Here is a 12,820-nt window from a genome sequence, read left to right on the forward strand (position 1 = left end):
CATAGTCTCTAACGCCCACTAACCAACACCTGACTTAAAACTGTCATAATCACTAAACTGGAACCCGCATCTGCGTCCTTTTTACACGCCATTAAGCCCGGCTGCATTGGATGCGCGGGGAATGTGCGTTGGGGACTGCAATGAGTGCCGCGAAGAAAGCGTCGGGGAAACCGGCCACCGAAATGTTCGACGACATCCCGGTGCTTCAACGCAAATGGCGTGCCGCGTTGAAGCCGGGGACCGGCTGCCGCGCTATGAGGACGTGATGCTCGGCAGCCTCGGACGGCTCGCCGACCATATCGCGCTGCTGAAGAACGATGGTGCGCTCGAGCTGTCGCGCAGCGGACGCTACGTACAGAAATGGCTTGGCGAGGAGCGCTGGGACATCCCTGTCGCCGAGCTCTCGCCCGATTGCGCCACGGCGCTGTCGGAAGCGGTGGCGAGCGCGCTTGCGAACGGCCGGCCTTACCAGGCGAGCGCGCATTGCGTGCGCGACGGCATGGTTCGGACCTACGACGTGCTGGCGCTGCCGACCGCCTCGCGCTGGCGCGACGCTGGTCGGCGCCTATGTCAACGAGCGTGGCGCGCAATACAATCTCCTCGACGCGATCTTCTCCTCGACCGACGATGCGGTGGTCTCGCTGGCGACGCTGCGCGATGCCGAAGGCAAGCCGTTCGATCTCCAGGTCGTGCACCACAACAAGAGCGCCGGCGCGCTGCTGAAAGCCGCGACCGGAAGCCTGTTGTGGCGGCGGATCGGCGAAGGCAGCACGCTGCTGGCCGCGCCCGAAGTCATGGAGTTCCTGCTCAAGGCTGTCTCGGGCGGCCGCGGCGAGCAGCTCGAGATCGAGAGCGAGGGGCGATACCTCCGCCTCAGCGCCACCGCCTTCGCCGACGTGGTCTCGCTGACGATCTCCGACGTCACCGCCATGAAACGGCGCGACGCCTCGTTCCGCCTGCTGTTCGACAACAACCCGATGCCGATGTGGGTGTTCGACGCCGACACCAAGCAGTTCCTCGGCGTCAACGACGCCGCGGTCCAGCACTACGGCTACAGCCGCGCCACCTTCCTGCGCATGAAGCTGCACGAGATCTGGCCGCAGGACGAGTGGGAGAGCCATGCCGAGGCGCTCGAACGCGTCGGCGACACCTATCACTCCTCGCGCAACTGGCGGCACTTGCGCGCCGACGGCAGCGAGATCGAGGTGCTCACCTTCGGCCGCCGCGTCGCCTTCGACGACCGCGACGGCTATCTCGTCGCAGTGGTCGACATTACGGAGCGGCGCAAGGCCGAGGCGCGGATCGCCCACATGGCGCACCATGACGGGCTCACCGATCTGCCCAATCGCGAATACTTCCAGGAGCGCCTGAAGCAGGCGCTCGACCAGGCCGGCGGCAAGCGCGTTGGCGTGCTCTATATCGATCTCGACCTGTTCAAGAACATCAACGATTCCTTCGGGCATCCGTCCGGCGACCGGCTGCTGAAGGAGGTTGCCGAACGTCTCACCACCGCCGTCCGCGGCGCCAACCTCGCGGCGCGGCTCGGCGGCGACGAGTTCGCCGTGATCCTGGCCGCAGACGTCTCGCCGAATGAGGCGAGCGCCTGCGCGACCTTGCTGATCGACATGCTGCGCGCGCCCTATGAGATCGACGGCTAGGAGATGGTGATCGGCGCCAGCATCGGCATCGCGCTGTCGCCCGGCGACGGCTCGACGTCTGAAGAGTTGATGCGCAACGCCGACATGGCGCTGTACCGGGCGAAGTCCGACGGCGGCGGCGTGCACCATTTCTTCGAGCGCGAGATGGACCTTCACGCGCAGAAGCGCCGCGACATGGAGCTCGACCTGCGCCGCGCCTTCGCCAATGGCGAGTTCGAGCTGCACTATCAGCCGCTGGTGTCGATCGCCTCCGACCGCATCTCCGGCTTCGAATCGCTGTTGCGCTGGCGTCATCCCGACAAGGGCATGGTCTCGCCGGCGGAGTTCATTCCCGTTGCGGAAGATATCGGGCTGATCACGCAGTTGGGGGAGTGGGTGCTGCGCGAAGCCTGCGCCGAAGCCGTGAAATGGCCGAGTGACGTCAAGGTCGCGGTCAATCTCTCGCCCGCGCAATTCCGCAGCCGCAATCTGGTTCAGGTCGTGATCTCGGCGCTGGCACAGTCCGGCCTGTCGCCGAAGCGGCTCGAGCTCGAGATCACCGAGTCGATCTTCCTCGCCGAGACCGATGCCAATCTCGCGATCCTGCATCAGCTGCGCGAGCTCGGCGTCGGCATCTCCATGGATGATTTCGGCACCGGCTATTCCAGCCTCAGCTATCTCCGCAGCTTCCCGTTCGACAAGATCAAGATCGACCGCTCCTTCGTCAAGGATCTGGCGCAGCGGCCCGATTGCGGCGCGATCGTGCGCGCGATCTCGGGCCTCGGCCGCAGCCTCAACATCACGACGACCGCGGAAGGCGTCGAGACCGAGGATCAGCTCGACTGGCTCCGTGCGGAGGGCTGCAACGAGGTGCAGGGCTTCCTGTTCAGTGCGGCGCGGCCTGCCGCGGAGATCGCAAAGCTGCTCGCAGATTTCGGCCAGCGCGCCTCACGGGCGGCGTAGCCCCTCCGGATAGCAGTCGTAGACCAGCGCCTTGAACGCGGGCGTGATGCGGCTGCGCTCGTTCTGCGTCTGCTGCATCATGAGGTACACCATGTCGAGCTTGGGATCGACGCCGAAATAGGTGCCGCTGCCTGAGTCCCATTTCAGCTCCCCAAGGGAGCCCGGCGGCGGCGGCTTCGCGTTGCCGGGATCGGTGCGCACGGCAAGGCCGTAGCCATAGCCGAAGCCGTCGCCCGGAAAATAGAAATAGTCGCGTCCGACGCCGGAGCCGGGCCCGATGTGATCGGTCGTCATCGCCTTGAAGGCCGCAGGGCTCAGATAACGCTTGCCCTCGAACTCGCCGCCGTTGAGCAGCATCTGCGCAAAGCGCTGATAGTCGGTGATGGTCGACAGCAGCCCGCCGCCGCCGGACTGCCATTCGGGATGGTCGAGACGGTCACGCTCGCCGGCGAGCAGGATGAAATCGTTCGGCAGCGGCCGCGCCATGCGCGCCAATTCGCCTTCCGTCGCCAGCGCGAATTTGGTGCTGGTCATGCCGAGCGGATCGAGGATGCGCTGCTTGAGGAACTCATACAGAGTCTGGCCCGAGATGATCTCGAGGACGGCGCCGAGCACGTCGGTGGAATGGCCGTAGCGCCACAGCGTGCCCGGCTGGCGCGCCAGCGGCAGCCTGGCGATGCGGTCGGCGAATTCCCTGTTGTTGAATTGACCCTCGAAGATGTTGGCGGCCTTGTAGGCCTGCTCGACCCATTTGCCGCCGATATAGTCGTAGCTGATCCCAGAGGTGTGCCGCAGCAGATCCTCGATGTTGACGGGACGGACCGGCGGCACCAGATCGAGCTTCAGCTTGCCGTCCGGCTCAGTGACCTCGATGCCCACCTTGGTATCGGCAAAGAGGGGCACGTATTTCGACACGGGGTCGGTGAGGGCGAGCTTGCCCTCGTCGATCAGCATCATCGCGCCGAGGCACGTGATCGGCTTGGTCATGGAGTGGATGGCGAAGATCGTGTCCGACGTCATCGCCAGGCCGGTCCTGGTGTCGCGCACGCCGAAGGTCTTGAGGTACACCGGCTTGCCGTGCTGCTGCACCAGGATCACGGCGCCCGGTAGCCGGCCGCTCGTGACCTCGTTGTCGAAATACGCGGTGATGCGGTCGAGCCCCTCGGGCGAGGGAGCGGGGATGTCAGCGGCGGCGCGGCCTCGCGCCATCGTGCCGGCCAGCAGCGCGGCCCCGACCAGAAATTCACGGCGTCTCATCCGGGCTTCCTCCCTCGCGGGAGGGATCAAAGCCGCAAGACGTCGAAGCCGTCAACAAGCCTTCGATTAAAATCGCGTCACGATTTCGGAAAGGAACGGTCGCGGACGATCCTCGCTCGGCCTGGTCGGCTTGCCGATATGGATGAAGCCGGCGAGCTTCTCGTCCGGCTTGAGGCCGAGTCCGTCCAGCACGTCGCGGTCGAACGAGAACCAGCCGGTCAGCCAGCAGGCGCCGTAGCCGAGCGCGGTCGCGGCCGTGACGATGTTCATGGCACTGGCACCCGCCGACAATTCCTGCTCGAACGCCGGCACCTTCGGATGCGGCCTGGTGAAGCTGACGATGCCGATCACCAGCGGCGCGTCCGTCAGGCGATTGCGCTCGGTCTCGACGTCGGCCGCCGGCGCGCCGGGATTCTTCCGCGCGAAGACCTTGGCAATCACCTCGCCGGCGCGCTGTCGCGCATCGCCCTCGAAGACGATGAAGCGCCAGGGTGCGAGCTTGCCATGATCGGGCACGCGTGCGCCGATGGTGAGGATGGTTTCGAGCTCGGCCGCCGAAGGGCCGGGCCCGGTCATCTCGCGCGGCTTGACCGAGCGGCGGGTCTTCAGGAGTTCGATGGCATCGGGCACGGGGCGTCCTCATGGCTTGCTGTTCTCGCCGGAGATAGGCCTGGCAGAAGACGAATGGAAGAGATTTTAGAGGGATTATGAGGTCTGCATCAGAAAGTTATGGTCCCAGGTTGGGACTATGATAAGATGAGTTGAATGAGGATCATAGCGCTCAGCACGATCAAGGCTTTTCTCGATCGGGCTGGCGAGGTCTCCGATGCCCGCGAGCCCCTGATGGCTTGGTTTCGGCAGGTGAAGCAGGCCGATTGGGCCAAGCCCGCGGATGTCAAGAGAGACATCCGAACCGCCAGCATCCTCAGGGATGGCCGCGTCGTCTTCAACGTCGCCGTCAACAAATATCGCGTCGTGGTCTGGATCAACTACCCATACCGCGTAGTCCATATCCGCTTTGTCGGAACGCATCGGCAGTACGACGCAATCGATGCGCAAACCATTTAGAAGGCCTATGATGGAAATCGCGCCAATCAAGTCCAACCGGGACTATCGCCGCGTCCTCAAGGAGATCGAGACGTTGATGAGTGCGCGCCGGAATTCGCCCGAGGGCGATCGGCTGGATGTGCTCGTGACGCTGGTCGAGGCGTGGGAGCGCAAGCACTATCGGCTCGATCTTCCGGATCCGGTCGAGGCGATCAAGTACCATATGGAACAGAGCGGCCTGCAGCCGAAAGACCTGATTCCCTTTATCGGGAGCCGAAACCGGGTTCACGAAGTGCTCAACCGGCGGCGTGACTTGACGCTCAGCATGATCCGACGGTTGCATGAGGGGCTCGGTATTCCTGCCGAGTCCCTCATCAAAGTCGGGCAAGATAGAGCCGCTTGAACGCCGTCAGACGGCGCTGCGAGCCCGCCGGACGTCCGGCGGGGTCGCCTCGTCGACCAGCGCGGCGATAGCCTCGGCCGTCGTCATCACCTTCTGGCCGTCGCTGCCGAGCCGGCGGACCGAGACCGAATGCGTCTCGGCCTCCTTCTTGCCGACCACGAGCAGCGCCGGGATCTTGGCCAGCGAGTGCTCGCGGACCTTGTAGTTGATCTTCTCGTTGCGCAGGTCGATCTCGACGCGCAGCCCTGCGCGTCGCGCCTGTTCCAGCACCTGCTTGGCGTATTCGTCGCCTTCCGAGGTGATGGTCGTGACCACCGCCTGCACCGGCGAGAGCCAGAGCGGGAAGTTGCCGGCAAAGTGCTCGATCAGGATGCCGATATAGCGTTCCATCGAACCGCAGATCGCGCGGTGCACCATCACCGGCGGCTTCTTGCTGCCGTCATGGTCGATGTAGAACGCGCCGAACCGTTCCGGCAGGTTGAAGTCGACCTGCGTGGTGCCGCACTGCCAGTCGCGGCCGATGGCGTCGCGCAGCACATATTCGAACTTCGGCCCGTAGAAGGCGCCTTCGCCCGGATTGATCTCGGTTTTGATGTGGTTGTTCTGCGTCTGGATTTCGCGCAGCACTGTCGCCATCACGCGCTCGGCGTGATCCCACATCGCATCGGTGCCGACGCGCTTTTCCGGCCGCGTCGACAGCTTCACCGTCAAATCGCCGGTGAAGCCGAAGTCGGCGTAAGTCGACAGGATGAGATCGTTGATCTTCAGACACTCGTCCGCAAGCTGGTCCTCGGTGCAGAAGATGTGGGCGTCGTCCTGGGTGAAGCCGCGCACGCGCATCAAGCCGTGCATGGCGCCCGACGGCTCATAACGATGCACCACGCCGAACTCGGCGAGGCGCAGCGGCAGGTCGCGGTAGCTCTTCAGGCCGTGCTTGAAGATCTGCACGTGGCCGGGGCAGTTCATCGGCTTGAGCGCAAACCAGCGCTTGTCCTCGGCCTCGTCGCCGGCCGATTGGGCCGCGAACATGTTCTCGCGATACCAGCCCCAATGGCCCGACGTCTCCCACAGCACCTTGTCGAGGATCTGCGGTGCGTTGACCTCGTTGTAATCGCCAGAGAGGCGGCGGCGCATATAGGCGATCAGCTGCTGGAAGATGGTCCAGCCCTTCGGGTGCCAGAACACGACGCCCGGACCTTCCTCCTGGAAATGGAAGAGGTCGAGCTCGCGGCCGAGCTTGCGATGGTCGCGCTTCTCGGCTTCCTCGATCTGCTTGAGATAAGCGTCGAGGTCCTCCTGCTTGGCGAAGGCCGTGCCGTAGATGCGGGTCAGCATCGGATTGTTGCTGTCGCCGCGCCAATAGGCGCCGGCCACCTTCATCAGCTTGAAGGCATTGCCGACCTTGCCGGTCGAGGTCATGTGCGGGCCGCGGCACAGGTCGAACCAGTCGCCCTGGTAGTAGATCTTGATCGGCTCGTTGCCGGGAATGGCGTCGACCAGCTCGACCTTGAAGGCCTCGCCCTTGTCGCCGAACACCTGTTTTGTCTTTTCGCGATCCCAAACCTCTTTCGTGAAAGGTTTGTCGCGCGCGATGATCTCGCGCATCTTCTTCTCGATCGCGGCAAAGTCTTCCGGCGTGAACGGCTCGTTGCGGAAGAAGTCGTAATAGAAGCCGTTCTCGATCACGGGGCCGATGGTGACCTGGGTGCCCGGCCACAGCGTCTGCACGGCCTCTGCCAGCACGTGGGCGCAGTCGTGGCGGATCAGTTCGAGCGCGCGCGGGTCGTCGCGATTGACGAGCTCGATCTTGGCGTCGGCCTCGATGGGGTCGTTGAGATCGGCGAGCACGCCGTCGAGCGCCATCGCCACCGTACGCTTGGCCAGCGACGGCGAGATGCCCTTGGCGATCTCGAGGCCGGTGATGTTCTTCTCGAACTGGCGCTGAGCGCCGTCGGGGAAGGTGAGGGTGACCTTGGCGGCGGGAGACACAGGCTTCAGATTCGACAGGCTGTACTGGAATCCGGACTCGGATTTGGGCTGGTCGGACATTGCTTTTCTCCTGAGGCTCACTCCTGCGAACGAGCGCAGGTAAGCGGAAAGCAGCGTATAGCAGGCGATTCGGGCGGCGCAATCGCGGATTTCCGGGAAATTCGTGGCGGCCAGCGGGGCGATTCAGACGGTGAGGCTGTTTTTTTCCGGCGCGGTCATGCATCGGTCGCACGGCGCGGTGTAGGCTCAGGCTTTCAACGCCTTTGATTTTGCGATGGCGGCGCGGCCGTCGTCGCCACGGTTGTGCCATGAAATTCAGGGTCGGGCTGTGCTGTGCGCTCGCGTTTTCGTCGCTCCTGTTCGCGCATTCGGCGGCAGCTGCGCCGCCGGCAGCATCCGCCGAAAAGCCCATGGATCAGCTCGCGATCTATGCGGCGAAGGGGCCGCCGGACTCCTGCGGGCCTGGCTGCGATCATTGGATCGCGATCGAGGGCAAGATCGACGAAGGCTCGGCAGCGCGGGTCGAGCGCTTCTTCCGCGAACGAAAGGATACCCAGCGGCCGATCTACTTCAATTCCCCCGGCGGCGCGATGCGCGATGGGCTCGCGATCGGGCGCCTGCTTCGCGCCCGCAAAGCGGTCGGGCGCGTGGGGCGGACGATTGTCGATGCCTGTCCGGGGACCCAGACGGACGATGCCTGCAGCTTGATCAAGACCAATCGCGAAGAGGTCGTCGCGAGCATCACGAGCCGTGGCGCGGTGTGCGGCTCTGCCTGCACTTTCCTGCTGTTCGGCGCGCTGACGCGCGAGGTTGCGCCGGACGCGGTGGTGGCCGTTCACGGCGCAAGGATCGGCATGCAATTCCGGGTGAACGTGACCGAAGTGCGCCGCGAGGAGGCCATCGCCAAGGCCCACGCCGAAGCGGACCGACTGACGTTCGCCTATGTCGAGGAAATGGGCATCAGTCGCGACGTGATGACGCTCGCTGACAGCGTCAGCCCGGACAATATGCGCGTCCTGACACGGCAGGAATTGTACAACTTCCGGATCGACACCAGAAACGTCGTCGAGACGCCGTGGGCCATCGAGAAGGCGCCGAGCCCGGCCGTGCAGAAGATCGCCCAGGTCAAGACGGAGAGCGGCTTCCAGAAATTCGAATGGCGCTTCATGTGCGGCGGCAAGGCGCAGACCCGGCTCATGGTTACCAATGAGCTCGCCAAGGATGCCAGCGGCACCAGGGTCATGACAATGGTTGCCGGAGCGGCGAAGCCGCCGCAATTTGCAAGACTCCCGGTCCGCGTCGGCCCCTACGAGATCTGGACGGCTATCATCACGGCCGATGCGATGAAGGATCTGGTTGCCGTCCCGCGGCTGGGGGCCAGCCAAAACGCGTTGCTGCCGGACGGCAAGTCAACTTCGACTTTCTTCGAGATCGAGACCCGGGGCCTCGAGCCGGCGTCCACCCAATTGGCGGCGGCAGGCCAGACCGCGCAAGCCAAGATCGTTCCGCCCAAATTGCCCTCGTCGGCACCGCTATTGCCGTCGTCGCCTCCATCGGTGAAGTGGACGGCATCGCCGAATTGGCCCACACCGTCACCCCTGACGGCCCAGGGATAGGGGTAGTGGGTGTCCGTCGAGATGCTCCGCCTCAGCCGGCCCCGCTGAAGTGAATGACCGGTGATGGGGCGCAATCAGGCGTCCCGACCCTTTCATTTCGCGTTGCGGCGCTCTACATGCGTTTGCATGGAAAATGCCCCCGCCGCCCGGCGCTTTGCGCCGACCGCCCTGATGCTCGGCAATCTCGTCACCGGCTGCTCGGTGCTGGCGCCAGCGGGCATGTTGCCGGAATTGGCGAGTGGGCTCGACGTCACCATCCATGCGGCCGGGCTCCTGATCACCTTCGGCGCGATCACGCTGTGCATCGGCTCGCCGCTGACGGCGTGGCTGACCAGCCGGATCGAGCGGCGGACGCTGCTCACCACGACGCTCGCCGTGCTCGCCTTTGGCAATCTCGCCTCGGCCTTTGCGCCGGACTACGTCAGCCTTCTGGTGATCCGTCTCGTCATGCTCGCGGTCGGCGCGCTCTACACGCCGCAGGCAGCCGGCACCGCGGCGATCATCGTGCCGGTCGAGCGGCGTGGCAGCACCATCGCCTATATCTTTCTCGGCTGGTCGCTCGCGGCCGCCGTCGGCCTGCCGCTGATCACCTTCATCGCCAGCCGCTATGGCTGGCGCGCGGCCTATGGCGGGATCGGCGTGCTCGGCTGCGTCAGCTTCGTGCTGTTGCTGCTGCGCCTGCCGGGCGGCTTGAAGGGCGTGCCGGTCGACCTGAAGACCTGGCGTGCGGTCGGCCGCAACAAGGCGATCCTGCTGCTGCTTGCGATCACCATGCTGCAAATGTCTGGGCAGTTCGTGGTGTTCACCTTCATGGGGCCGCTGCTGAAGAAGCTGACCGAGGCAAGCCCCGATGCCATCGGCATGGTGTTCGCCATCTATGGCGTCTGCGGTTTCCTCGGCGTCGTGATTGCAACCCGCATCGTCGACACCTGGGGGCCTTACCGAACCTCGCTGCTGTTCACCTGCCTGCTGCTTGCGGGCATCACGGGCTGGGCGCTCGGCGCGGGGAGCCTCGTGCTGATGGCGGTCGCGGTGGCGATCTGGGGCCTCGGCTTTGCCTCGACCAATTCGATGCAGCAGGTGCGGCTGGTCGCGGCTGCACCACCGCTGGCATCGGCGACCGTCGCGCTCAACACCTCCGTCCTCTATATCGGCCAGGCGGTCGGCTCCGCCACCGGCGGACTGCTGTTCGCCCGCGAGCTGCTGCATGCGCTCGGCTTCGTCGCTGTCGGTTTCGTCGTGCTGGCGCTGATCCTGGTGGTCCTGACCCGGCCGGCGGCGGCCGCCGCGGCCTGAATTCCAGCGTTTTCCTGTGCGCAAGGTGCTTGGCAAACCGCGCGCCGGAGCGCTAGAAGGCCGGTCATGGGGACCAAAGAGAGTTGACTGAGATGAGGATGATTCTGGCGGTTGCCGCGGTGCTCTATTCAGCCTCCGCGTTTGCGCAGACCGACAAGCCACCCATGGTGGGGGATAAGCCGCTGGTGCAGGTCAAGCCCAAAGGGACCAAGACGGCGGCCGCCACGGCCGCGCCGGCGCCGAAGGGCAAGCCGCAATCGGTCGCGGCGCGGCTCCAGGCCTGCCTCGACATCGACGATGGCACCAAGGACCGCCTCAACTGCTACGACGCGGTGATCCCGCCGGCGCCGAAGCCGAAGCCGGCGAAGGCCAAGGGCTACGCCGATTGCCGTTTCTTCAAGGAAGAGGACGAGCGGCTGGCCTGCTTCAACGGTTTTGCCGAGAGCATTCCGAAGCTGCCCAAGAACTGAGTCCGCAAGCCGGACGGCTAATCGCTGATGCGGCTCAAGACGGCCCTGAAGGCAACGCCCGGCACTTGCAGCGCGGTGCCTTCGAACTCCGCCGTGCTGCCGTCTTCGCGGCCGGCGAGCGTCAGGGTGATCCGGTCGATGCCGAACAGCGGCTTGAAGGCCGGGTCGTCGTTGTAGCGCTGGGTCGCGATCTTGACCTTGATGCTGTCGCCTTCGCCCGTATAGGTGCCGATGAAGGCGAAGGCGGAATTGCCGCCACGCATCTTGCCCTCCATCACATAGACGACGCCGCAGCCGGTTCCGTGAACGGTGTGGAAATCGACCTTGTACAATCCCTGACGCACGGCCCGTCCTCGCAATATTCCCATCGCAATCTCGCCGGCAAATTATGGTCGTTGCCAGCGGAAACAATCCGGTGCCGTCCGGGGATCTCGGCCATCAACATCACATTTTGATCAGCACCTGAGACAATTCCAGGCAGCGCAGCCAAATGCCGGTTGGCGCAATATCTCCAAATTCCTATGTTGACGTCGTTTTCTTGACGCGAACCGGTATCCGCTTTGTTTGAAAGCGCTAGCGGCTCGGTGCAGGATTGGTGGAGGCCACGCGCGTGAGCGCGAGCGCCGGCGTCGCCGACATCTTCACCAGCACGTCCTTGAGCGGATCGCGCGTCCAGGCGCGCGTCACATAGTCACGATGTGTGATGCCCTCGCCGGTCTCCACGAACACCACGCTGCCGGGACGCAAGGGGCCGTCCATGTCCTCGGAGACGCTGATGCCCTTCTGCCTGAGCATGCTCATCAGCTCGCGGTCGCGCCGTGCGGTGTAGTGGGTGTAGGAGCTGACGAAGAAGCCGGAGCGATGGCTCTCGATCCAGGAGGCGAACTTGTCCATCTCGCCATAGACGGCATCGAGCAGCACCACGCCGCGAACGCGGTCGCTGATGCCGCCGACCTCGAGGCTCCAGGCGGTCGGCAGAAAGCCGCCGCTATAGCCGACGATCACGATCGGCATGTTGGCGAAGGCCCGCGCGCTGTCGGGATCGCCGGTGAGGCGGGCGAGATGGCCCGCCGATTCCTCCATGAAGCGCTTGAGGCCGCCGGCCTGCCAGAACTTGCCGGCGCTGGAATCGGCGGCATCGACCGCCATCTGCGGAGCGAGCAGCACGGCATTGGCACCGGAATCGGTGATCTGCTGCGGCACCAGCTGCCGGTCGCGGACGTCGCGCTCGAGCGTTGCGCCATTGCCGTGGAAGAACACCACGATGACGCCCGGCTTGCGCACGTCGAAATGCTCGGGCACGTGCACCAGCACGCGGCTGTCGCTGTAGGTCTCATCCTGCCAGTAGACGCGCCCCGAATAGCTGCGGTGGCCGCGGCGGTCGCCCTTGGAGATGTTGAGGAACGGCGCATCGGAGGCGGGGTTGTTGCCGAAATAAGGGAACGCCGACGACTTCATGCTGACGAGCGTCGTCAGGTCGTCGCGCGCGGGGCGCTTGAAGGGGACCTGAGGCTCGAGCGAGGCGACCTTGTAGGAAGCCCGCTCCGGCTGCGGCGGCTGCTGCACCGCGCGCTTGGGCGAGAAGTCCGACATCTGCCGTTGCAGAAAACTCTCGCTCGCCGAGGGGAAGCGCTCCGTGAACTGCGGGGCAGGGAAGCGATCTTCGAAGGTGTCGCCGCTCGCAACTTGCAGATTGGAGGCTTGCGGACCGGTCTTGGCGACGACCTGATTGACCTGAACATTGGCCTGCGAGTTCGCCGCGAGCGCTGCCGGATTGGGGGCCCTGCCGCATTGAACCAGCGTGAGCAAGAGCGGCACCAAAGCTGAGACCAGGCCGATCCGGAGCGCACGACCGTGCCGACCGGAATTCGTCCGATCGGCACGCGTGTCAGCTCTCACGTTCGGAACGGCCCCGACCATCCACCCATGACCCCAAGTCACTTCAAGTCAAGTCAATCGGCAAGCTTAAGGCAATTGAGCCGACCGGCGTTTAGGTGACGTTAAGCGTCCGGAGAAACTCCCCACATCCGGAACGCTCAAAAGGACCATGCAATCGTGTCCTGATTGTGGGGGAGGGAAGCTGGATTTCCCGGTGTTTAGACGGGTTTATCGCCCAGGACCGCGCATAAGAGGTGCCGAATT

At 64.6% G+C, this 12,820-nt stretch carries 10 protein-coding genes and 1 pseudogene; 6 read left to right on the top strand and 5 right to left on the bottom strand.

Translation table 11 applies throughout. The features are described from left to right. Positions 1 to 140 precede the first annotated feature (140 nt). Positions 141 to 2,600, top strand: a pseudogene (locus QA642_RS19970) (EAL domain-containing protein). Here the strand turns inward: QA642_RS19970 and QA642_RS19975 are convergent. Beyond that, positions 2,586 to 3,857 (bottom strand): serine hydrolase domain-containing protein, encoded by a 1,272-nt coding sequence (locus tag QA642_RS19975; protein WP_283086151.1) that lies wholly within the window; start codon positions 3,855 to 3,857, stop codon positions 2,586 to 2,588. The pseudogene QA642_RS19970 and the gene QA642_RS19975 overlap by 15 nt on opposite strands. A gap of 66 nt (positions 3,858 to 3,923) precedes the next feature. Continuing rightward, positions 3,924 to 4,487 (bottom strand): nitroreductase, encoded by a 564-nt coding sequence (locus QA642_RS19980; protein ID WP_283086152.1) that lies wholly within the window; start codon positions 4,485 to 4,487, stop codon positions 3,924 to 3,926. A 135-nt stretch (positions 4,488 to 4,622) separates the two neighbouring features. Between QA642_RS19980 and QA642_RS19985 the strand changes: the two genes are divergently transcribed. Further along, positions 4,623 to 4,925: a type II toxin-antitoxin system HigB family toxin gene (locus QA642_RS19985; protein WP_283086153.1), complete on the top strand. Its 303-nt coding sequence runs from the start codon at positions 4,623 to 4,625 to the stop codon at positions 4,923 to 4,925. Positions 4,926 to 4,935: 10 nt separating this feature from the next. Further along, positions 4,936 to 5,307: a transcriptional regulator gene (locus QA642_RS19990; protein WP_283086934.1), complete on the top strand. Its 372-nt coding sequence runs from the start codon at positions 4,936 to 4,938 to the stop codon at positions 5,305 to 5,307. A 6-nt stretch (positions 5,308 to 5,313) separates the two neighbouring features. On the opposite strand, the gene thrS is transcribed toward QA642_RS19990, so the two are convergent. Continuing rightward, on the bottom strand, positions 5,314 to 7,356 hold the full coding sequence (gene thrS, locus QA642_RS19995) for a threonine--tRNA ligase (RefSeq protein ID WP_283086154.1): 2,043 nt from the start codon (positions 7,354 to 7,356) through the stop codon (positions 5,314 to 5,316). Between the two features lie 248 nt (positions 7,357 to 7,604). On the opposite strand from thrS, the gene QA642_RS20000 reads away from it, so the two are divergent. The 3 genes from QA642_RS20000 to QA642_RS20010 all read left to right on the top strand — a co-directional run bounded on the left by QA642_RS20000 (position 7,605) and on the right by QA642_RS20010 (position 10,678). Then, positions 7,605 to 8,912, top strand: a complete 1,308-nt coding sequence (locus tag QA642_RS20000) for a hypothetical protein (protein ID WP_283086155.1) — start codon at positions 7,605 to 7,607, stop codon at positions 8,910 to 8,912. Positions 8,913 to 9,038: 126 nt separating this feature from the next. Continuing rightward, positions 9,039 to 10,208 carry an MFS transporter gene (locus tag QA642_RS20005; RefSeq protein WP_283086156.1) on the top strand — a complete coding sequence of 390 codons (1,170 nt, stop codon included), beginning with the start codon at positions 9,039 to 9,041 and terminating at the stop codon, positions 10,206 to 10,208. A gap of 92 nt (positions 10,209 to 10,300) precedes the next feature. Continuing rightward, on the top strand, positions 10,301 to 10,678 hold the full coding sequence (locus QA642_RS20010; protein ID WP_027560045.1) for a hypothetical protein: 378 nt from the start codon (positions 10,301 to 10,303) through the stop codon (positions 10,676 to 10,678). Between the two features lie 17 nt (positions 10,679 to 10,695). Here the strand turns inward: QA642_RS20010 and QA642_RS20015 are convergent, their stop codons facing one another. After that, the gene (locus QA642_RS20015; protein WP_283086157.1) at positions 10,696 to 11,022 is read right to left on the bottom strand and encodes a GrlR family regulatory protein; all 327 of its coding nucleotides are present in this window, start codon (positions 11,020 to 11,022) and stop codon (positions 10,696 to 10,698) included. A 229-nt stretch (positions 11,023 to 11,251) separates the two neighbouring features. Next, a complete protein-coding gene (locus tag QA642_RS20020) occupies positions 11,252 to 12,598 on the bottom strand; it encodes an alpha/beta hydrolase (RefSeq protein ID WP_283086158.1) in 1,347 nt (448 codons plus the stop codon). Positions 12,599 to 12,820: the final 222 nt, after the last annotated feature.

This window comes from Bradyrhizobium sp. CB2312 (genome assembly GCF_029714425.1).
Taxonomy (GTDB): Bacteria; Pseudomonadota; Alphaproteobacteria; order Rhizobiales; family Xanthobacteraceae; genus Bradyrhizobium.